Annotated in this window: 13 protein-coding genes; 6 read left to right on the top strand and 7 right to left on the bottom strand. The window is 62.0% G+C overall.

What is annotated here, in order from left to right; translation table 11 throughout:
* Positions 1–21 precede the first annotated feature (21 nt).
* On the bottom strand, positions 22–2,217 hold the full coding sequence (locus tag LCM24_RS03145) for an acylase (protein ID WP_224802716.1): 2,196 nt from the start codon (positions 2,215–2,217) through the stop codon (positions 22–24).
* A 119-nt stretch (positions 2,218–2,336) separates the two neighbouring features.
* Here LCM24_RS03145 and LCM24_RS03140 point away from each other — a divergent pair, with 119 nt between their 5' ends.
* From LCM24_RS03140 to LCM24_RS03125, 4 genes are all read left to right on the top strand, one after another.
* On the top strand, positions 2,337–3,785 hold the full coding sequence (locus LCM24_RS03140) for an ATP-binding protein (RefSeq protein ID WP_224802715.1): 1,449 nt from the start codon (positions 2,337–2,339) through the stop codon (positions 3,783–3,785).
* Between the two features lie 138 nt (positions 3,786–3,923).
* On the top strand, positions 3,924–6,500 hold the full coding sequence (clpB, locus tag LCM24_RS03135; protein ID WP_224802714.1) for an ATP-dependent chaperone ClpB: 2,577 nt from the start codon (positions 3,924–3,926) through the stop codon (positions 6,498–6,500).
* A gap of 372 nt (positions 6,501–6,872) precedes the next feature.
* Entirely contained in the window at positions 6,873–10,385 is a 3,513-nt protein-coding gene (locus LCM24_RS03130) for a TonB-dependent receptor domain-containing protein (RefSeq protein ID WP_224802713.1), read from the top strand.
* 109 nt (positions 10,386–10,494) lie between these two features.
* Positions 10,495–12,498 (top strand): alpha/beta hydrolase family protein, encoded by a 2,004-nt coding sequence (locus tag LCM24_RS03125; RefSeq protein ID WP_224802712.1) that lies wholly within the window; start codon positions 10,495–10,497, stop codon positions 12,496–12,498.
* 102 nt (positions 12,499–12,600) lie between these two features.
* Here the strand turns inward: LCM24_RS03125 and LCM24_RS03120 are convergent, their stop codons facing one another.
* The 4 genes from LCM24_RS03120 to LCM24_RS03105 form a co-directional block, all read right to left on the bottom strand.
* Positions 12,601–14,058, bottom strand: a complete 1,458-nt coding sequence (locus LCM24_RS03120) for a 2OG-Fe(II) oxygenase family protein (protein WP_224802711.1) — start codon at positions 14,056–14,058, stop codon at positions 12,601–12,603.
* Positions 14,059–14,097: 39 nt separating this feature from the next.
* Positions 14,098–14,421: a hypothetical protein gene (locus tag LCM24_RS03115; protein WP_224802710.1), complete on the bottom strand. Its 324-nt coding sequence runs from the start codon at positions 14,419–14,421 to the stop codon at positions 14,098–14,100.
* Positions 14,422–14,578: 157 nt separating this feature from the next.
* Positions 14,579–14,899: a hypothetical protein gene (locus LCM24_RS03110; protein ID WP_224802709.1), complete on the bottom strand. Its 321-nt coding sequence runs from the start codon at positions 14,897–14,899 to the stop codon at positions 14,579–14,581.
* A 110-nt stretch (positions 14,900–15,009) separates the two neighbouring features.
* Positions 15,010–17,886, bottom strand: coding sequence for a TonB-dependent receptor domain-containing protein (locus tag LCM24_RS03105; protein ID WP_224802708.1), 2,877 nt, complete (start codon positions 17,884–17,886; stop codon positions 15,010–15,012).
* A 322-nt stretch (positions 17,887–18,208) separates the two neighbouring features.
* Between LCM24_RS03105 and LCM24_RS03100 the strand changes: the two genes are divergently transcribed.
* Positions 18,209–19,381 (top strand): acetyl-CoA C-acetyltransferase, encoded by a 1,173-nt coding sequence (locus LCM24_RS03100; RefSeq protein ID WP_224802707.1) that lies wholly within the window; start codon positions 18,209–18,211, stop codon positions 19,379–19,381.
* A gap of 24 nt (positions 19,382–19,405) precedes the next feature.
* On the top strand, positions 19,406–20,191 hold the full coding sequence (locus LCM24_RS03095) for an SDR family NAD(P)-dependent oxidoreductase (protein ID WP_224802706.1): 786 nt from the start codon (positions 19,406–19,408) through the stop codon (positions 20,189–20,191).
* A gap of 4 nt (positions 20,192–20,195) precedes the next feature.
* Here the strand turns inward: LCM24_RS03095 and LCM24_RS03090 are convergent, their stop codons facing one another.
* Positions 20,196–21,251, bottom strand: a complete 1,056-nt coding sequence (locus LCM24_RS03090) for a copper resistance protein B (protein ID WP_224802705.1) — start codon at positions 21,249–21,251, stop codon at positions 20,196–20,198.
* Positions 21,248–22,936: a copper resistance system multicopper oxidase gene (locus LCM24_RS03085; protein ID WP_224802704.1), complete on the bottom strand. Its 1,689-nt coding sequence runs from the start codon at positions 22,934–22,936 to the stop codon at positions 21,248–21,250. Before LCM24_RS03085 ends, LCM24_RS03090 begins: the two co-directional genes overlap by 4 nt.
* Positions 22,937–23,014: the final 78 nt, after the last annotated feature.

The following is a 23,014-nucleotide window of genomic DNA, read 5'->3' as shown; positions in this document are numbered from 1 at the left end:
CTCTTAGAAGTGCCTGGACGCTCAGCGACGGTTTGTCACGGTCTTGCGGCTCTTCGCGTTTTCCAGCACGTCTTCGCGCCAGAAATGGACCGGTTTCAACCGGTGCTGGACGAACAGCGTAGACTGATCGGCGTAATGCGGTGAATCGGGCCGCGTGGTGGCGGAACCGAAGGGCTGGATCGACCGCGAGGTGACCCGCTCGCCTGCATTCCACTCGACCCACTGGATGAAGCTGTCACCATGGCGGACCGACAGCCTGCCATCCTCGTCGACATCCCACAGCGTCGATGCGCGCAGCGTGTCCGATCCCCCGTCTAGAGGCAGGTCTACATCGCCCTGACGAAGGCGAAGCAGGTCGCCCATCGGCGGGTCGATCCGGCCGAAATGCGATTCCAGATGGTCGACGGATTTCACCAGCTCGTCGCGTGCGCTGGGGCAGGCCTTGTTCTGGTACCGGCAGGACATGAACTCGCGGATCATCAGCAGGGCGAGGCTGTCGCCGCGCCCGATATTGTCGGCGGTGAAATCCCACTCCAGCAGCAGCTTGCGGGCCTCGGCAAGGCGTGGCTCGTCCGACAGGTCGAGTGCTTCCAACTCGTCCCACAGGTCCGCCACATAGCCTTCGCGCGCATAGCCGGTGTCGTACTTGATTTCCTCCAGCGTAGCGCGGTCGAGCCGGTCGGCTTCGCTCAGCAGTTTCCAGGCTCTGCGCGAACGGTTGGTCTGCTTCAGTTCGACACCGAGTTCGGGCGCGAAGTCACCGGGCGAGAGATCGCTTCCCGCCCCCGCGGCGGTGTAGGGCGCGTTGTTGGCATTGTAGAGCCAGCCCGAGGCCGGGTTCAGGTAACGCGGCAATTCGCCGTACTCGACCGGACCACCCCAGACGAGGGCCGGATCGCTCCCGTCCAGCACGGTCCGCCAGTTTGGGCCTTCGCTACGGTCGGGCAGGGCGGCGTTGTAGACATAGGCGATGTTGCCGATCTTGTCGGCGTAGATGAAGTTGGTCGAAGGGATGTCCATCCGGGCAAGGATGCCCTCCCATTCCTCCAGCGTTTCCGCCTTGTTGAGGCGGTAATAGGCATCGAGCTGGCCCAGATTGTCGATCCCGCCATAGCGGAAGGCGAAATAGCCATTGTCGTTCTTGATCACCGGCCCGTGGACGCTGCGCAGCACCTCGCGCTGGATCGGCAGCACGAGCGGGCCGAGCCGCACTGGCAGGGTCACCGTCTTGCGCTCGAGCTCGCGCCATTCCTCGCCGAAGCGATAGCGATTGCCATCGGCGTCCATTTCCAGCTGGTAGACATCGATCATGTCGGGCGTGTTGACCGTGTTGGTCCAGCCCAGATCGCGGTTGTGGCCGAGGAAGGGGAAGGGCGAGCCGGGGAAATTGGCCCCGGCATAGTGCCAGCCTTCGCCGCTCTCCACGACGAGTTCGTACCACGCCACGCCGCCGCGCCAGGGCTGGTGGCTGTTGGAGACGAGGATGGTCGGTCCGCCCGACTTTTCGGGTGTGACGGCAAAGGCGTTCGACCCGCTCATTCCGTTGTCCTTTCCAAGCGGTGACATTGCCACCTCTTGCGAGGGCAGTGCGGCATCGACCGTGTCGGCCGGGCGCGGGAAGCCGGGAATGTCGGGGCCGTATTCACGCCGCAGCGGCTCGCCCGTGACCAGCGGCTCGATCACGCCGTTGAGGCCGAAGAAGAAGGGCTGGCGCAGAGCGAAACCTGCCGCCACGTCCTCGCCCTCGACCGGAAACAAATTGCCGAGCTTCAACTCGTCCGGGTTCTCTTCGGCGAACTGGTTGAGCCCTGCCGCATAGGCATCGAACAGTGCGCGGGTGTCTTCGGGCAGGTTCGGATAGTGTCGCTCTGCCGTGCCGCGCGCATCGAGCAGGTGGTAGACATAGTCGATCGCCGCACCGTCCTGACCGGCGATCGCGCCATAGCGGCCCCGGGCCATGGCGATCACCTCCTGCAGGGTCGAGAAATCGTCTTCCGAATGGGCGATGGCAACGCCGTATGCGACGTCCGCATCGGTGTCGCCATAGATATGCGGCACGCCGAATTCGTCACGAATGATTTCGGCGGTGTAGGTGCGCTGCGGCTCGACGACATCGTCGCGCTCTGCCCACAGCGGTTCCCAGGTTGCCAGCGCGACAAATGCGACAAGCACGAGCAACAAAAGGGCGAAACCGATGCGCCCGAACCATTTGGTCATGAAATCCAGTCCTCTCTCGCAACCGATCTAGCGTCGTGCGACGAGCGGTGCAATCGGTCTGGGCAAAACCTGTCGCGGCCTATTCCGCTTTGGGGATTCGGCTGTCTAGCCATGTGCATGTGACTGCCAACATCACCATCGGCCATGAAACGTCCGGCAAGCCGGTCGAATTCGATATCGAGGAGCTTCTCGCGACCCGCCTGCTCGTCCAGGGCAATTCGGGTAGCGGAAAGTCGCACCTTTTGCGCCGCCTGCTCGAAGAAAGCGCCGGGATGGTGCAGCAGGTGGTGATCGATCCGGAAGGCGACTTTCCCTCGCTTGCGGAAGAATTCGGCCATGTGGTGATCGACGGGGCGGCCTATTCCCCGCCGGAGATAGAGGCGCTTGCCCGCCGCATCCGCGAACACCGCGCCAGCGTCGTGCTCGATCTCGACGGCTTGGAAGTGGAGCAGCAAATCCGCTGCGCCGCGCAGTTTCTGACGGCGCTGTTCGATGCCCCGCGCGAGCATTGGTATCCTGCGCTGGTCGTGGTGGACGAAGCGCAGATGTTCGCGCCTGCCGCAGCTGGCGAAATGGCCGAAGACACGCGCCGCATGACCCTGTCGGCGATGACCAATTTGATGTGCCGCGGGCGAAAGCGCGGGCTGGCCGGCATCGTAGCGACGCAGCGTCTGGCGAAGCTGGCGAAGAACGTCGCGGCAGAAGCGTCGAACTTCCTGATGGGTCGCACCTTCCTCGACATCGACATGGTGCGCGCGGCCGACCTGCTCGGCATGGAGCGGCGGCAGGCAGAGCGTATCCGCGAACTCGAACGCGGGCATTTCCTCGCCCTCGGGCCAGCGATCACGCGCCTGCCGGTCGCCTGCAAGATCGGCCCGGTAAAGACCGGCAATCAAGCGCGTAGCGAAGGGCTGATGGCTCTTCCCGATACCGCGCCCGAAGACATGGCCGACCTGCTGACCCGCGATCTTGCCAGCGATGTCGCAACGCCGACGCCGCCTCCGGCCCCTCCGCCTGCTCCGCGCTTGGAGGAAATGGAGGACAGCATCGCCCACGCCGAGGAACGGCAGGTCGAAGCGCCGGCGGAGAAGCCCGATACGTCTGCCGTTGCGCAGCGGATCGAGGAACTGATCGGCGAGCTTGCTGGCGAAGAGGGCATCGCCTTCCAGTCGGCCAGCGCGCAATACCAGACCTTCCTCACCCGTTGCCGCCGCGAACGGCTGATCGGGCCGATGCCTGACATGCACGCCTTCCGCCGCCGCTTTGCTATCGCGGGCGCAGGCCTTGCCGATCTGGGTGAGGATTTGCAGGCGCGGATCATGCACCTCGCAAGCGCCGTGGACGAGGACCTGCTCGGACCTTTCCTGGTGATCGCCAAGGCGGCCCATGCAGGCGAAACGCAGGTCGACGAGGACGAGCTGGCCCGCGCCTACGGCACCAGCTCGCCCGGACGCATCCGCCGCTTGCTCGACCACCTGGAACGGCAGGGCCTGATCGTGGTGCGCGAGGATTTCGGCGGTGGCCGCACGGTCATGGTGCCGGGCCTCGAAGGGCTCCCGGCGGAATAAATTTCGCCTTGCCCCTCGCCAAGCGCGCAGGCACCCCTATATTCGACTAACACACCTCGCATATTTTTGCGGGGGAGGGCTTGTGTTGCAAATTGGCAACACCATATCCGGGCGGCAATTCTTTTTTGAGGGACCAGCATGAATCTCGAGAAATTCACCGATCGCGCCAAGGGCTTCCTGCAGAGCGCGCAGACGGTCGCCATTCGCATGAACCACCAGCGCATTACATCGGCGCACATCCTGAAAGCTCTGCTCGAAGATAATGAGGGCATGGCCGCGCAGCTGATCCAGCGTGCGGGCGGCAATCCGGGCGTGGCGATTACCGAAATCGATACGGCACTGGGCAAGATTCCGGCCGTATCCGGCGGCGGTGCACAGCAGACGCCCGGCCTCGACAACGATGCCGTGCGCGCGCTCGACCAGGCAGAGCAGCTGGCAGAGAAGGCCGGCGACAGCTTCGTGCCCGTGCAGCGCCTGCTGCAGGCACTCGCGCTGGCGGACAACGATGCCGGCAAGGCGCTCAAATCGGCTGGTATCGACGCGAAGTCGCTCGAAGCGGCGATCCAGGAAGTTACGGGCGGCCGCACCGCCGACAGTGCGGGCGCGGAAGAAAGCTACGACGCCATGAAGAAGTACGCGCGCGACCTCACCCAGGCGGCGCGCGACGGCAAGCTCGATCCCGTAATCGGCCGTGACGAGGAAATCCGCCGCACGGTCCAGATCCTCGCCCGCCGCACCAAGAACAATCCCGCGCTTATCGGCGAACCAGGCACCGGCAAGACCGCGATCGCCGAGGGCCTTGCGCTGCGTATCGCCAATGGCGACGTGCCCGACAGCCTGAAGGGCCGCACGCTCATGTCGCTCGACATGGGCGCGCTGATCGCGGGCGCGAAATATCGCGGCGAATTCGAAGAGCGGCTGAAGGCCGTGCTGGACGAGGTGAAGGGCGCCGAAGGCCAGATCATCCTGTTCATCGACGAGATGCACACACTGATCGGCGCCGGCGCGTCCGAAGGCAGCATGGATGCAGGCAATTTGCTCAAGCCCGCCCTGTCGCGCGGCGAACTCCACTGCATCGGCGCAACCACGCTCGACGAATACCAGAAGTATGTCGAAAAGGACCCGGCACTCCAGCGGCGTTTCCAGCCCGTCTTCATCGACGAGCCGAGCGTCGAGGATACGATCTCGATCCTGCGCGGCATCAAGGACAAGTACGAGCTGCACCACGGCGTGCGGATCACCGATGGCGCAATCGTCGCCGCGGCGCAGCTGTCGAACCGTTATATCCAGAACCGCTTCCTGCCCGACAAGGCCATCGACCTCATGGACGAGGCGGCCTCTCGTATCCGCATGGAAGTGGAGAGCAAGCCGGAGGAAATCGAAGGCCTCGACCGCCGGATTATCCAGCTGCGTATCGAAGAGCAGGCCTTGCAAAAGGAAACCGACAGCGCGTCGAAGGACCGCCTCGAGGCCCTGCGCAAGGAATTGGCCGAACTCGAACAGCAGTCGAGCGAACTGACCACGCGTTGGCAGAACGAGCGCGACAAGATCCACGCCGAGGCGCGGGTCAAGGAAGAGCTGGACCAGGCGCGGATCGAACTGGAGCAGGCCCAGCGCGCCGGCGACCTGCAGAAGGCGGGCGAGCTGCAATACGGCAAGATCCCCGAGCTCGAAAAGCGGCTCGAGGAAGCGAGTGGCCACACCGACAATGCGCTGCTCAAGGAAGAAGTGACCGAAGACGACATTGCAGGCGTCGTGAGCCGCTGGACCGGCATCCCGGTCGACAAGATGATGGAAGGCGAGCGCGAGAAGCTGCTCGACATGGAAAACATCCTGTCGAAGCGGGTGATCGGGCAGTCGCAGGCGATCGATGCCGTGTCCAAGGCCGTCCGCCGTGCGCGCGCTGGCCTACAGGATCCGGGCCGTCCGCTCGGCAGCTTCCTTTTCCTCGGCCCGACCGGCGTCGGCAAGACCGAACTGACCAAGGCGCTCGCCGGTTTCCTGTTCGATGACGATACGGCGATGGTCCGCATCGACATGAGCGAATTCATGGAGAAGCACGCGGTCGCCCGCCTGATCGGTGCGCCTCCGGGCTATGTCGGATACGAAGAAGGCGGTGTGCTGACCGAAGCCGTGCGGCGCAGGCCATACCAGGTCGTGCTGTTCGACGAAGTCGAGAAGGCGCACAGCGACGTATTCAACGTGCTGCTCCAGGTGCTCGATGACGGACGCCTGACCGACGGGCAGGGCAGGGTCGTGGATTTCAGCAACACGCTGATCATCCTGACCTCGAACCTCGGCAGCCAGTACCTTGCCAACATGGACGACGACCAGAAGGTCGAGGATGTCGAGCCGCAGGTGATGGACGTGGTGCGCGGGCATTTCCGCCCCGAGTTCCTCAACCGCCTGGACGAGATCATCTTGTTCCACCGCCTCGCGCAGGAGCATATGGCACCGATCGTCGATATCCAGGTCGCACGCGTGCAGAAGCTGCTCAAGGATCGCAAGATCGTGCTCGACTTGACCGAAGCGGCGAAGAAGTGGCTCGGCCGGGTCGGCTACGATCCGGTTTACGGTGCGCGGCCGCTCAAGCGCGCCGTCCAGCGCTATGTCCAGGACCCGCTGGCCGACATGATCCTGTCGGGCAATGTGCCGGATGGATCGACCGTCAAGATCGACGAGGGTGACGGCTCGCTCGAGATGCAGGTCACCTGACAAACGGGAAGAGGCGGGTCGAACAGGTCCGCCTCTTTTACCGTTCAACGCAAGTGATTCGCCCGCCCTCCAAACGACTGCAGTGCCGAATAGGATTGCAGGCGAAACAAAATTCTGCGGCTTTGCGTCTCGCGCGACCGAATATTTCACGCTTCTTCGCTCGATCGGCAAATGTGTGGGATTTGCGCAACAAGAGATTCTAAAGCGCCCCAGTGCTTTGACACTGCATCGTTAATCCCGCAGAAACCCGTGTGTTGGGACTGGGGGTCTATCCACCCGGACAATTCGAGCGAACCGGACGCCGCTAGGGGGGCGTCCTTTTCGTCGTCCGGATGGGAGACGCAGTTCCAGTTGTCGCGACTGGAGTAATCAATGCGAAAAATTCACACGAAAACAATCCGGGGCCTCGCCTTCTCGGCGTCGGCGCTCGCGCTGACTGCGGGTAGCCAGGCATATGCGCAGGACGCAGACTGCCCCGAAGGCCAGGAAGAAGTAGCCGGCGAATGCGTCATCCAATCGGATGGCCCCGACGGCGTCACCACCAACGATCCGACCGCACAGGACGTTGTCGACGTAACCGACACCGGTGCCACCGGTCAGAGCGCTCCGGGCGCCATCGTCGTTACCGGTTCGCGTATCAAGCGCGACACCTACAGCTCGATCTCGCCGCTCCAGGTCATCACCTCGGAAGTCGAAAACGAAGCTGGTCTGTTCGATCCCTCGCAGATCCTGCAGCGCTCGGAAAGCGCATCGGGTCAGCAGATCGACGCGACCTTCCAGGGCTTCGTCCTCGATAACGGCCCGGGTTCGCAGACGCTGAACCTGCGCGGTCTCGGTGCAGACCGTACCCTCCTCCTGCTTAACGGTCGCCGCCTGGCTCCCGCTGGTGTGGAAGGCGCGCCTTCGAGCCCGTCGATCAACCTGCTGCCGGGTTCGCTCATCGACCGCTACGACCTCCTGCTCGACGGTGCTTCGTCGATCTACGGTTCGGACGCAGTCGCTGGTGTGGGTAACGTCATCCTGCGCAAGGACTTCGACGGCCTCGAACTCTTCGCACGTGGCGAAATCAACCCGATGGGTGCTGGTGAAGATTACACCATCAGTGCAGCATACGGCATCAACTTCGACCGCGGCTTCATCGGCCTGGGCGCAGAATTCGATCACCGCGACACCATCCGTCTGCGTGACCGCGACTTCTTCGAAGGTTGCGACACCGAGTATGAAATCACCGATTCCGGTGAGATCCGTACCGTCAACGTCCGTAACGATGCGATCATCCGTTCGCAGACCGGTGGTGACATCGGCGTGCGCCAGGATCCGTGTAAGTCGTTCGTCGGCGCTGCCGCGATCATCGTGCCCGGCATTTACGACGCGGTCCTGTTCTTCCAGGATGCCAACGGCAACGTCGGCGTACCGGGCGGTAACACGGGCATCCCGAACTTCAGCGTCCGCAGCGACGCGTTCGGCGATTTCCGCGACGACAACAACGACGGCATCCTCGACGTCGACTATGCCGACTACAACGTAGCGGGTCTCAACCCCGGCCAGACTTTCCAGAGCGGCCAGGACCTCTACAACGTGATGGCTTATGGTGAGTACACCTTCCCCGGCGAGATGAACCTTACGCCGTTCTTCGAAGCGAACTACACCCGCGCTGAAATCACGTCGAACAACAACGGTGCCGGCAACATCGCGGTCTACGCACCCGCCGACAACGCGTTCAACCCGTGTAACTTCTCGGTCAACCCGAACGGTGTCGACTGTGCTGCTGCAGACAACGACTTCCTCGGCATCAACGGTTTCCCGTTCGCACTGCCGACCGGTCGCGATCTTGCCGCGCGTTCGTTCTTCTCGATCGCTGGCGACCGTGACAACGTCGAAGTCACGCAGGAACAGTACCGCGGCGTTCTGGGCCTGAAGGGCGACCTGCCCTTCATCGCTCCGAGCTGGACCTTCGAAGTCGCGGGTGTCTACTCGCGTTCGGAAGGTCAGTCGGTCCGTCTTGGCGTTCGTGAAGACAAGCTGGCCTTCGCCCTGGGCGTCGACCCGACTGCCGACTTCAACAATGACGGCATCGTCGACCGCGACGGTGACGGCATTGCCGACGATTACAACGGCGGTAGCTCGAACCCCCCGACCACGGGCGGTGCCTGTAACGCGGATGGCCTCGCCAACCCGCAGCTTGCAGCACCCGACCTTCTCCAAGGCTGTGTGCCGGTCAACATCTTCGCGTCGAGCGTTTACGGTCTGCCCTTCGGCGACTTCGCAACGCAGGCGGAGCGTGATTATGTCTTCAGCCCCAAGCTGTTCGACACGATCTACGAACAGAAGCTGATCAGCGCCTTCGTCACGGGCGACCTGTTCGAGCTTCCGGCCGGTCCGGTCGGCGCGGTGTTCGGTCTCGAATATCGCCACGACAAGATCGACTCGCAGGCTGACTTCGTCACCACCAACGGTCTGTTCATCCAGTTCGCTTCGGACGCAGGCACCACCGGTGACAAGTCGACCAAGGAAGCGTTCGCCGAAATCGACATCCCGCTGCAGGCAGGCAAGGAATGGGTCCGCGAACTCGACCTGAACCTGTCGGGCCGTATCACGGATGACGAATACTACGGCACGAACTACACCTATGCGATCAAGGCCGGCTGGCGTCCGATCGATCCGCTGCTCCTGAAGTTTAGCTATGGTACGTCGTTCCGTGCGCCGAACCTGCGTGAAAACTTCCTCGGCGGTCGTACAGGCTTCGGCAGCATCGTCGATCCCTGCGCCGTTCCGCCCGAAGCGTATGACGCGCTGGGTGTCGGCTACAATGCAGAGAACGACGAGCGCGAGCAGACCACGCTCGATGCCTGCCGCCGTGAAGGCCGTGACCCGACCCGCGTCGGTATCAGCCCGCTCGGCACCAACACGACGCAGCTGGCGAGCCCGGAAGTGCTCACCGGTGGTAGCCTCGACATCGATCCCGAAACGTCGCGTTCGATCACGGCAGGTGCCGCGTTCGAAGAAACCTTCGGTGACGGCTTCGATGTGGCGCTTGGCATCAACTACTACGACATCAAGGTTAAGGACTCGATCGTTAGCCCGTCGTCGCAGTTCATCGTCAACGACTGCTTCACCCGCCAGGATGGCACGCGCAGCCCGTTCTGTGACCGTCTCACCTTCGATACGGATGCAGACAACACGCGCCTGCTGATTTCGGACATCGACTCCGGCTTCATCAACCTGAACCAGGAAAGCGTCCGCGGCCTCGACATCAATGCCAACTTCGGCAAGGAAGTCGCGCTGTTCGGTACGCTGGTCGATCTGGGTATCAACCTTCGTGCGAACCACCTCATCGAGCGCAGCAACCTGTTCATCGGTGACAATGGTGACCCGAGCATCGACAACGATGAAGGCGAATTCGGTTTCCCGAAGTGGACCGGCCGTTCGACCTTCACTGCAGATGTCGACAAGTTCCGCGTCACTTACGCCGTTCGTTACACCGGTCCGGTGGAACAGCAGGCTGACGGTATCGACCCGCTCAGCGATGCATTCGGTCGCGGTCCGGACGGTCAGCCGACCGGCTTCGACGGCAACACCTGCCTCGGTAACGGTTCGGGCTCGAACGATCCGGTCACCGGCGAATTCATCCCCGACGGCATCGTGCCCGGCGACGGTGTATTCTGCCGCGACATCGGCTTCGCGGATGGCCAGTTCCTGCACAGCGCTTCGGTGCGTTACCGTGCAGAGAAGTTCACCATCCTCGTCGGCGTCGACAACATCTTCAACACTGCTCCGCCGCTGGTGGACGGTAACGAAGTGTTCGCGATTGCAAACACCGCAATCGGTAACGGTTACGACTACGATGGACGCGAATTCTTCGCATCGATCACCTATGAGTTCTAATTCGGTTCATCTGAGTTAGTTTAGGAAAGGGCGGTTCCGTGTTTTGGACACGGTGCCGCCCTTTGCTATTGAGGGTCACCCTTTTTGAATATCTTGTGAGAGTCGCTTCATGAAAATCATCAAATCCGCTCTGCTGGCTGCCGGTGCAGCCGCATCTCTCGGGATTGTCGCCGCCCCGGCTGCGGCACAACAGAACACGACCGGCATGCCGACCGTTCCGATCGAGGTCTGGGCGCTGCGCGACGTCGTCAACGCCGTACAGGTTTCGCCCGACGGCAAGCACGTTCTCGTCCACGTGGTAGAAAGCAAGGAGGGCGAATACCTCCTCAAGATCTACAAGACCGAGGACATGTCGAAGCCCTTCCGCGTGCTCAATGCGGACCCGATGGAAATCATCAGCGCCTCTTGGGTCAGCGATCGCTATATCTTCGGCTCGGCGTGGCAGCAGAACCGCAGCAAGGTCAACGGACCCGAACAGGGCACCTATGACTATGCGGGCTATGCCTATGACCTGAAGACCAACAAGTTCCGTAAGATCGACGGTAACTTCGGCATCGCAAACCGCCTGCCGAACGACCCGGAAAATATCATCGTCGAAACAGGGACTGCAATTCCCGATCCCTCGGGCGTCGATCCGTTCGAAGCTTTCCGTCCGCGTTCCTATTACAAGGTCAACCTTGCGCGCGGCACGCGGAGCCTGGTGCTGAAGGGCAGCGAAAAGTATCCGACTGCGCAGTTCGACGACGAAGGCAATCCGCGTTGGACGGTCGGCTACGATCAAGGAACGAAGGAAGCGATCACCTACTACCGTAAGCCGGGCGAAGGCTCGTGGACGGAACTGATGCGCTACGATCAGGACAAGCACGAGAACCTGTATCGCACGCTTTCGGGCTTCATGGGGCTCGCCGGTTTCGATCCCGACAACCCGAGTATCGGTTATGTCATCGACAACCGCGGCGAAGACAAGGCTGCCCTGTGGGAGTTCAACTTCGACACCGGCCAGTTCGGTGAGAAGCTCGCTGGCACGGACCAGGCAGATATCATGGGCATTCGCACCAGCTCCATGCCGGGTGACGAATCGCTCGTCGGCGCGATCTATCCGTGGGACAAATATCGCACTATCTGGTTCGATGAGGGCGAAAAGGCGCTGTATGACGCGCTCGAGGCCCAGATCCCGAATGCCCACCAGGTCAGCATCACAAGCCGTTCTAACGATGGCGGTACGATGATCGTATCGAACCGTGGTCCGCGCGATCCCGGCTCGTACTGGCTGGTCCGCAACGGCACCATGACCAAGCTTGGCAGCCGCAACCCGCTGATCCAGCCGGAGCAGCTCGCGGATGTCGAATTCATCCGTTATCCGTCCCGTGACGGCAAGCTGACGATCCCGGCCTACTTCATGCGGCCGAAGGGCGAAGGCCCCTATCCGCTGATCGTTCGTCACAACGGCGGCCCGCACGTCAATGGCGTGGTCGGCTATGACGAGTGGGACCAGATGCTGGTGAATGCCGGTTACGCGGTACTTCGTCCGCAGAACCGGATCTCCACGGGCTGGGGCCAGAAGCACTTCGACGCAGGTTACGGCGAACACGGCCTCGCCATGCAGGACGACAAGGATGACGGCGCGCTCTATCTCATCGAGAAGGGCCTCGTCGATCCCGATCGCGTTGCGTTCATGGGCTGGTCCTACGGTGGCTACTCGGCGCTGGTCGCAGCGTCGCGTTCGCCGAACATCTACCAGTGCGTGATCGCCGGCGCGGCCGTTTCCGATCCGGAAAAGAGCTACAAGCAGCGTCGCAGCCCCTATTCGCCCAAGGCGATCGACGATTGGGCGCAGCGCCGCGGCATGATCGGCATCAACCCGATCAATGAAGTCTCGAAGGTCAACGTGCCGATCCTGATGGTTCACGGCGATGTCGACGCCCGTGTCCTCTACTTCCATTACGAAGACTATAAGGACGCGATCGAGAAGGCCGGTATCCAGGACGCCCAGTTCCTGACCCTCAAGGGTGCCGACCACTTCTATACGACGCTGATGTTCGAGCATCAGCAGCAGTTCTATACGAAGATGTTCGACTTCCTGAAGAATGACTGCGGCCCCGGCGGCCTCTGATCTGATCTTCAGCCTCTAATACGAATAGGGCCGGTATACCTTCGGGTATGCCGGCCCTTTTCATGCAGGTGGGCCCGGTACGCGCCCCAGAGTGTGGCGCGCCTAGGGAGCGATATCGAAGGCCACGCTCAGCCTCTCTCCTTCGGTGAAGGGCGTAGTTCCGTGGAAAAGGATCGAGGGGAAGAGAGCAAGCCTGCCGCGTCGCGGCAATATCTTGCGGAACGGCTTCTGCTCCAGGCCGAGTTCCTTCGGCGGTTCCCCGAGAACCAGCATGCCCTCTTCGCTCGATGGTCCCAGCGTCTCGGGCAGGTCGATATAGAGCGCCGAACTGAACAGGCCGTTGGGGTGGACGTGATTGGTGTGATAGCCAGACCCTGCGCGCAACAGCACCGACCATGATCCGATGATGCGAACCTTGTCCGGTTTGCGCTGCAGGACAGGATGGCCGGGCACCATCGGCAGAGCGTCTATGTGGCTGCCGACGGTATCGATCAGCTTGAGCCGCAGCGCCTGTATTTCGGGTTCCGAACGGGCGAGCAGGGGGCCATCGGTTTGCGTGCCTCCCCTGACGGACTGGCCAAGAAACCCTTCGCGAGCAGTGTGGATCGACCTTAGGGTGCTGCCCAGCAGCTGCAGCTCGTCGCTATCGAGGACATCGTAAGTTTCGATCAGTCCGGGCTGGTCGAACAGCCAGTCCGCACGCGGGTCGTCCGCCATTTGCCATGCGAGCCCGAGCCAGGGCCATACATGCTGGTCGCCGTCCTGGCCGATTACCGATGTTCCCAAAGCGATCGCCTCGTCAATCCGTCCACTGCGCACCAGATGCCGCATGAGGTGGCTGGCGAGGGCGGGGGCGTTCACCGGTTGAAGCGAGGAGAAATGGCGGTCCGCGCGCTCTGTCCGCCCCGTCTCCGAAGCCGCGATTGCCTGATAGGTCGCAAGCCCAGGCCCGGGTCCGAGGCGCCTATCCAGGTCGTCGGCGAATTGCAAGAGGCGCTCGAATTCTTCGCCGGCGTGCAACAGGTCAAGCTTGAGTGTCAGCAGGCCGATGTCGTTGGGGCTTGTATCAATTGCAGCATCAAGGGCCGTGAACGCCGCCGAACCTTCGCCCCTGGCCACGCGCGTCTCTACCAACTGGCGGTGGGTATCCAGGTCATTGGGGCTGCTTTTGAGGTAACTATTGAGCAGCGCGATCGATTGATCGGCCTCTCCAAGCGCCGCAAGGGCGGAGGCCTTGCCCAGGACCAATGCCTGATTGCCCGGATCCAGCGCCAATGCAGCATCGTAAAGCGCGACCGCAGGCTGACCGGATTCGAGGGTCGCGCGTGCAAGAGCATGGCGGCTGACCAAAGAGGCTGGATCGAGCTGGAGAGCTTTCTCGAAGGCCGCGATCGCCCGCTCGCTCTCCAGCTCTGCACGAAACAGCGTACCGAGCGTGTGCCACAGGCGGGGATTGGCCGCGTCCAGCTCGATCCCCGATTGTAGCCTGGCAATCCATTCACCGCCGAGGCCTGCATTGCGGGCCGCGATGGCATTCTGAATCAGGGCTTCGCTATCCATGCTTGCGGCTATGAAGGAACAGCGCCGCAAGCCAAAGAATTATCCGCCGCGTTGCGAGTTGACGAGACCTGCCTCTTGCATATTCGACGCGCCTTCGCGGCTCATCCGGCCCCGGTCTTCCCACTGGGCGACAGTCATGCAGATGCGCTTCTTGCGGACGCGAGAGCCTGTCACCTTGATCCGACGACACACGACTTCTTCTGGGTCGGACGCGACGGTTTCCGCATCTGTCTTTGCCGGGGATTGAGCGGCAGAAGGTTGTGCGACGGCCGCAGGAGGCGTGTCGGCGTGGGCTGAGCCTGCAAAGGCAAGAGCGCCGAGGCCGAGTATTGCAGAAAGCGTGAAGGTGGTGGGAGTGCGCATGAAAATCCTAACAATAAGAATGTCTTGAGCAGTCCCCATTTCTGCCTAGGGCAAAAGCGAACGGCGGGCAATAGCCCGCCGTCTTATGGTCAGTTTGCAATCGAGACGGCATGTTCTCGAATGAAAGGCCCCCGATTATTGCGGGAGTACTGGCAGATCAGCCTCCGCGTTCGCCTGCGGGGTCGATCGTTCCCGCGTCCTGCATTTCGGTTGCTGCACCGCGGCTGTTGCGGCCGTAAGCTTCCCATTGCGCGAAAGTCATGCAGATACGTTTCTTGCGGACACGCGAACCCGTCACCTTGATACGGCGGCAGTCGATTTCGTTCTGGTCGACCTCGGCGTCTTCGGTCGCTTCTTCTTCCGAAGTCTGGTTGGCAGCCGCAGGAGCAGCCTGAGCAGATGCACTGCTCGTGGTCATCAGAAAAGGCGACGCTGCAAGGGCCAAAGTGGCAGCAGCAAAACCATGCGTAAATTTCATGAATTTCCTCCTTGCCGAGATTTGTATGGCAATACGTATCGTTTGTCACGGGCGTAAAAAAAGCGGCGGGCCGGAGCCCGCCGCTTCTATTTTCGGTCAATCCGTGAGGATTAGAACGAGATGTTCGCCGTGACCGAGTAACGACGTCCGAGAACATCGTAGGTCGACGGATAGGTGTTACCCGAGTTCTGCGCCGAGGTACCGATGAACGAGCTGACGCTCGGCGGTTCCTTGTCGAAGATGTTGAACACACCGAAGGTCAGGCTCATGCGCTCATCCACATCGGCCCGGACGTTCAGGTCGAAGTAGTGATAGCCCGGGATCGACTGGTATTCTTCGAGGACGCCTGCAGTCGACAGGATTTCCTCGTAGTTGACACCGTCGATCCAGCGCCAGCGCAGCGATACTGCACCGAAGTCGTCGAGGTTGGCGGTAACGCGACCGTTAGCCGACCATTCCGGAACGATTTCGCCGTTGAAGAAGCTGCAGTTCGAGCTGTACTGACCAACGCATTCGCGGTTGATCGAGGTCGGGCTCGCCTGGAACTTGATCTCGTCGACCCAGTTCACACCGAAGTCGAAGCCGAGACCGCCGAAGCCGGTCGGCATGTCGTAGGTCAGGCGTGCATCGACACCGCTGGTTTCGATCGTGCCCTGGTTGGACAGAGCAAGCACCAGACCAAGCGTGTCACCACCGCCGTTCAGCGAACCGTTCAGCGGGTTACGACCGATCAGGTCGCAAGCCGGGCTCGATGCGTCGGGCGAAGTGCCGCCAGCGCCGAAGCACGGATCGATGATGTCGTTGGTCGTCGGGTTGGTGATCGCGTCTTCAACCTTGATGCTGTAGTAGTCGGCCGTGAAGGCGAGACCCGGAACAGCATTCGGGGTGAAGATCACACCGAGCGTGTAGCTCTTTGCAGTTTCGACGTCGAGGTTCGGGTTACCACCGCTGGTGGCGTTGACCTGACCTGCCGAAGGCGACGGAATGCTGCCGATCGAGCTGGCCGGTGCGCCCTGTGCCTGACAGATGCTTGCAAGCGTTGCGTTGGTCGTCGGAGCCGCGCCTTCGCACGGATCGACTGCCAGCGTTGCAAGGCCGGTCGTGGTCGGCAGGAACAGCTCGGAGATGTTCGGCGAGCGAACAGCGCGCTGGTAGATGCCGCGGAACACGAAGCCTTCGAACGGCTCAATGCTACCACCGGCTTTCCACGTCACGCTCGTACCGGTGTTCGAATAGTCCGAAACACGGATACCAGCCTCGAGGGTGGCGCCGTAGACGAACGAATTCTCGACCAGCGGTACGATGACTTCGCCGAAGAGTTCCTTGACGTTGTAGCCACCCGAGTAGCTCGGCGACGGAGCGCCGGTACCGAGGACTTCGTCCTGCGTGCCGAAGGAAACGTCGGAGAGCTGCGATGCGCCGTAGTCACGATATTCCGCACCGATAGCGAAACCGATCGGGGTTTCTGCGGCGAGGAAGCCGGTTTCGGTCAGGTCGCCCGAGATGCTGCCGCTGACGACTGCAAGCGAGGTCGAGACCGTGTTGCCTGCGGGCTGGCCGAAGAATGCAACTGCTTCCGGCGAGATCGAGCGACCGTCACCGAACAGGTTGATCGGCGAACAGCCGTTCGACGGATCCGAACAGGTCGTTGCGTCGTTTGCACGAAGCGCCTGCTGGACACGCGACTTGAGGCCCCAGTTGATGTTGCTCTGCGAACGATCGGATTCGCCGTAGGTGGCGTAAACGTCGTAATCGAGCAGATCGGTCAGGCCGCCACGAACGCCGGCCCAGACCTGGAACTGGTTCGTGGTGAAGTCGCGCTGGCGGTTGCCCTGCTCGACCAGACGACGGTTGATGATCGTCGGAACTTCGAGATAGGCGTCGTCGGTCGGATCCGTGGCATTGCCAGCGGCGACACAGGTTGCCGGGTCGATCTCGTTATCAGCACAAAGCTGGTCACGGATGGCGTCGGTCAGGAACGGGTTGTTCAGCGGGAAATCGTAGGTGTCGCCGAACAGGCCCGACGGAGCAAGCTGCAGCTGAACCTTGGCCTTGGTGAACATGCCCTTCGTGTAGAATTCGACGCCCGGGCTAACTTCGTAATTGGCCGTCGCGAAAACGTTGAAACGCTCAAGCGGGGTCTGGAAGTAGTTGAAGGGTGCGAAGTTGAAGGTGTTGTAGGTCGGAACCAGTTCACCCGTATCCGGATCGTACTGGTCGCCGTTCAGACGGGTCGGAACCGAGGTGCCCGAACCGATTTCCTGGCCGCCGACGAAGAAAGTGTTCTTCGAAACGTCACGGTCGCCCTGGAGGACCGATGCGACGTTCTGGTAGCCGAGGCTCAGCGTTGCGTTGCCGCGACCGTCGTCGAAGCCTGCGCCGAGGGTGATGTCTGCGCGAACGCGCTCACCGTCGCCACGCTCGTTGATGCCAGCCGTGCCCGAGAATTCGGCACCGACGAAGTCATCCTTGAGGATGAAGTTGGCAACACCGGCGATAGCGTCTGCACCGTACACCGACGAAGCACCGCCGGTTACGACTTCGACGCGCTCGACGAGTGCGACGGGGATGATGTTAAGGTCGGTCGTGCTGGTCAGCGTGCTGGGAACAACGCGCGTACCGTCGACGAGGACGAGGTTACGGTTGGTGCCGAGACCGCGAAGGTTGAGAGCCGAGAAGCCGCCCGAACCGTTGTTGACGTTGTTACCGAAGCCGGGAACCACGCCCGGAAGGTCGACCAGCAGTTCTTCAGCGTTGGTAACCTGCTGAATGCCGATGTCTTCCGAAGTGACGAGCTGGATGGGGCTCGACTGTTCGAGGTTCGGATTCGAAATACGCGAACCCGTAACGATGATGGCGGTAGGCGGAGTCTGCTCTTCGTCGGCGACGGTTACGTCGGCGTCCTGAGCAAAGACCGGCTGCGCACCAAGCGCGACACCGAGCGCCAGGGGCGCCGCTGCCAGCTTAAGCTTGCTTTGCATTCTCATAATGCTTCAATCCTTATTTCTTGCTCTCATCCGAACTAACCGGATGAGAAACCCCTCTAATTTATACCGCGGCAGGCGCCGGGGAGGCACCTGGTTTTGCGGATGCCGCATGTGCTCAAATGTGTCTTCAAATTGCAAAATGTTTATCTCGGGACGGCGCGTTCGCGCATCGTGTGTTGCGAAATAGACACAGCCCCAAAGTGGCGGAAATACGGCGATTTCTTGAGCATAGAGGGATTCTCCGGATTGCCTTTCGCGATTGACCTTTACGTCAACGGAACGTAGCCAGTGGCAAACAGCAACTCGAATCCGGAGATGGACTATGCCCGCCGCCTATATCGTTGAAGCCGTACGTACCGCAGGCGGGAGACGCGGGGGGCGGCTTGCCGGCGTCCACCCCGTCGATCTGGCTGCCAAGTCGCTCGATGCCGTGATGGAACGCTCGGGCCTCGAAGCCAAGGCGATCGACGATGTCGTCATGGGCTGCGTCAGCCAGGGCGGCGAACAGGCAATGCAGGTCGGGCGCAATGCCGTGCTTGCATCGAAGCATCTCGGCGAAGGCGTGCCCGCCGTCACCATCGACCGCCAGTGCGGCTCTTCCCAGCAGGCGATCCAGTTCGCCGCGCAGGCCGTGATGAGCGGGACGCAGGACGTTGTGATCGCCAGCGGCGTGGAAAGCATGACCCGCGTGCCGATGGGTTCGACGGCGATGTTCCACATGAAGGAGGGCCTGGGGAACTACAAATCGCCGGGCCTCGAGGAGAAATATCCCGGCATCCAGTGGTCGCAGTTCATGGGCGCGGAAATGATCGTCAAGAAGCACGGCTTCACCAAGGACGATCTCGACCGCTTCGCCCTGTCGAGCCACGAAAAGGCAATCGAGGCCACGCGTTCGGGCGCCTTCGAGGCCGAGATCGTGCCGGTGGAAATCGAGACGCCGGAAGGCACGGAAATGCACACGGTGGACGAGGGTATCCGCTTCGATGCCACGCTTGAAAGCATCCAGTCCGTCAAGCTGCTCAGCCCCGAAGGCACCATTACCGCCGCCTCCAGCAGCCAGATTTGCGATGGCTCCAGCGCAGTGCTGGTAGTCAGCGAAAAGGCGCTGAAGGAATACGGCCTCACCCCGCTGGCGCGCATTCACAATTTGACCGTGACGGCAGGCGATCCGGTCATCATGCTGGAAGAGCCGCTGTTCGCCACCGACCGCGCTCTGGAACGGGCGGGCATGAAGATTTCCGACATCGACCTGTTCGAAGTGAACGAGGCCTTCGCGCCCGTGCCGCTGGCATGGCTCAAGCACACCGGTGCCGACCCTGAAAAGCTCAATGTCAACGGCGGGGCTATTGCACTTGGCCACCCGCTCGGTGCATCGGGGACCAAGCTGATGGCCACGCTGGTCCATGCGCTGAAGGCGCGCGGCAAGAAATACGGCCTGCAGACGATGTGCGAAGGCGGCGGCGTCGCCAACGTTACTATCGTCGAGGCAATTTAATTACCTGAATTGAGAGGATTTTTCATGGAAGTTTCAGCAAATACCCCCGCAGTCGTGACCGGTGGTGCATCGGGCCTCGGCGAAGCCACTGCGCGTGCGCTCGCCGCCAAGGGTGCCAAGGTCGCCATCTTCGACATGAACGAAGAAAAGGGTGAGGCGGTCGCCAAGGATATTGGCGGCGTGTTCTGCAAGGTCAATGTGACCAGCGACGAAGACGTCGATGCAGGCTTTGCCAAGGCCCGCGAGGCTCACGGCCAGGAACGCATCCTCGTCAATTGCGCCGGTATCGGCAATGCCATCAAGACCGCCAGCCGCGACAAGCAGACCGGCGAGATCAAGCACTTCCCGATCTCTGCCTTCGATTTCGTGATCCAGGTGAACCTCATCGGCACCTTCCGCTGCATCGCCAAGTCGGCTGCCGGCATGATGAGCCTCGACCCGCTGACGGACGAGGGCGATCGCGGCGCGATCGTCAACACCGCATCGGTCGCTGCCGAAGATGGCCAGATGGGCCAGGCTGCCTATTCCGCTTCGAAGGGCGGCGTGGTCGGCATGACGCTTCCCATCGCGCGCGACCTGATGCGTGAAGGCATCCGCGTGAACACCATCCTGCCGGGTATCTTCAACACCCCGCTGATGAACGCCGCACCGCCGCAGGTGAAGGAAGCGCTGGCCGCCAGCGTTCCGTTCCCCAAGCGCCTCGGCAATCCGGAAGAATACGCCAAGCTCGCCATGTGCATGATCGAGACCGGCTATTTCAACGGCGAAGACGTCCGCCTCGACGGCGCGATCCGCATGGCTCCGCGCTAAGCGATCAGAACCAGGCCCTCAGGCCGACCAACAGTTTAAGGCCGTCGGGGTCCTCCCCGGCGGCCTTTGCTATGTCGGCCGTCTCGCCCAGCTTGGCTTCGTATTCGACGCCGACATAGGGCGCGAATTCGGGCGTGAATTCGTAACGCAGGCGCAGGCCCGGCTCGACCTTGGTAAGGCCTGCGCCGATCTCGCGCTCGGGAATATCCTGGGCGGACAGTTCCAGTTCCACACGCGGCTGCAGGATCAGGCGCTGGGTGATCTTCTGGTCGTATTCCCCCTCGATCCGCGCCGTCAGGTCGCCCTGGTCGGACAGGAATACCGCGCCGTCGACATGGAACATGTAGGGCGCAAGACCCTGCACGCCGATCACGGCGTGGGCGCGGCTGTCGGGCTCGATATCGTAGCGAACACCTGCCTGAAGGTCGAAAAACGGCCCGATCGCACGGCTGTAGAGCACCTGGATTTCTGCGTCCTCCAGCTCTGCCCCGAACTCTCCTTCGCCTTCGGACTTGACGACGAAACGGTTGAGATCGCCGCCGTACCAGCCCTGCGCATCCCAGACATAGCCGGTGTCGCCTCCATCTGTCGGAACGCGCGCTTCGAGCCGCTCCAGCATGATCATGCCGGTCTTCATGCTACCGTTTTCATGGGCCAGCTGCGCGCGGCTTGGGGCCATGGCGCTCTCGCCCCAGATCAGGTCGGCCGCGTGGCGCGGGCCTTCCAGGGCGCGGGGCGGGACGGCACTTTCGGGAGCGGCACCGGGGGCGGATTTGTCGGTCATCGCGCCGTGGGCGGAATGGTCGACCGTTGGCTGACCCATCGCCGAATGATCCATGGTCGAGTGGTCCATCTTGGAATGGTCCATCGCCGAGTGGTCCATCTCGGCGGCTGGTTCAGCTTCGCTCTTTGGCGGACACTTTTCCGGCGGCAGGTGCCCCATCGCGCAGTGATCGGGTTCTTGCGGTGCGGGCTGGGAATGACCTGCATGGCCGGAATGATCTTGCGCGGCGAGCGGCGCGGAAAGCAGCGCGAGTGGTAGAGCGAGGCTACGCATCATGCTTCTCCCGGTGCGGGGAAGGGACGCACCGTCACCACCTGCATCATGCCTGCGTGCATGTGGTAGAGGAGGTGGCAGTGGAAGGCCCAGTCGCCCGGCTCGTTCGCGGTCAGGTCGAAAGTCGCAGTCCCGCCCGGCTGAACGACGACAGTGTGCTTCAGCGGCTGGTGCATGTGATCGGCCCCGTTCACCAGCTCGAAGAAATGGCCGTGCAAGTGGATCGGGTGGGCCATCATCGTGTCGTTGACCAGCTTGACGCGCACCCGCTCGTCATACCCGAAGCGGATCGGGTCGTCGGTGACGGCAGTGAACTTCTTGCCGTCGAAGCTCCACATGTAGCGTTCCATGTTCCCGGTGAGATGGATTTCCATCTCGCGGTCCACTGTGCGGTGCGGGTTCATCCGCTTTGCCTTGAGGTCGGTGTAGCGCAGCACGCGATGCTTGACCGTGTCGAGACCGAGCCCGGGGAAATCCATCCGGTCCACCGGCATCGGCGCGATCATGTCGACGCCCGGACCGACCTTCACATCGTCCGGCACCGCGCTCTTGTCGCGCATGGAGTGATCCATCGAACCGCCGCCGCCATGGGCGGAATGGTCCATCATGCCCATGTCCGTCATCGACAGCGTCACCGGCTCCCGCAGCGCGGGCGGAGTGGCGATATGTCCCTTGTGCGAGGTTAGGCTGGCAACGCCCATGCCGCTGCGGTCCATCGCCTCTGCAACGACTGCATGGCTGCCGGCCGGCGGCGTAACGATCACGTCGTAGGTTTCCGCGACGCCGATCTGGAATTCATCCACCTCGACATCGGCCACGTCCTGCCCATCGGCCTGGATTACGGTCATCGGCACGCCGGGAATGCGGACGTTGAAGAAAGTCATGGCCGAGCCGTTGATTACGCGCAGGCGCACACGCTCTCCCGGCTGGAATTCCAGCTGGAGATCGTCGGCCGGGCCATGCCCGTTGATGAGATAGGTGTAGGTCGTGCCGGTCACGTCCGAGATGTCGCGCGGGTTCATCCGCATTTCGCCCCACATGCGCCGCATCTCCCCGGACATGTCGCCGTCGGTCGCGGTCTGCATCTGGCGGTTGAAATAATGTTCGCCGACCTTCAGCGTGCGCATGATCTCGTGCGGATGGATCGGCGTGAACTCGCTTAAGAGGACGACGTAATCGCGGTCGTAACGCAGATCGGGTTCGGCGCTTTCGACAACGATCGGGCCATAGTGCCCCGCCTGCTCCTGCAGGCCCGAGTGGCTGTGCCACCAATAGGTGCCGCTCTGCCGGATCGGGAATTCATAGGTGAAGGTTTCGCCCGGCTTGATGCCGGGGAAGCTGACGCCCGGAACCCCGTCGAACTGGAACGGGACCAGTAGGCCGTGCCAGTGGATCGAACTGTCTTCGTCCAGGTGATTGGTGACGTGGAGCTTGACGTTCTGGCCTTCGCGCAGGCGCACCAGCGGGCCGGGAACCGTGCCGTTGACGGCCACGGCATGGCCCGAGCGGCCGCCGGTCATGAAATGATGATTGCCGATGGAAAGGCGGATGTCTTCGCCCGATACCTCACCGAAGCCGCGTTTCGCATGGGTCAGAGAACCGCCCTTGGCCCATGCGGGCATCGATAGCGATGTGGCTGCGGCAATGCCTGCTGTGCTGGTGATGAAACGGCGGCGATTGATCTGCATGACGAAGAAGATTTTCCGGCTCTGTTGATCCGATGACGCGCTGCACATATATACCCCCGCAGGGTATTTCAACGGGAT

The sequence above is a fragment of the Qipengyuania aquimaris genome, assembly GCF_020171965.1.
Classification (GTDB): Bacteria; Pseudomonadota; Alphaproteobacteria; order Sphingomonadales; family Sphingomonadaceae; genus Qipengyuania; species Qipengyuania aquimaris_A.
Note: the sequence above shows the minus strand (reverse complement) of the source record. Positions and strands in the feature narration are given on the sequence as shown.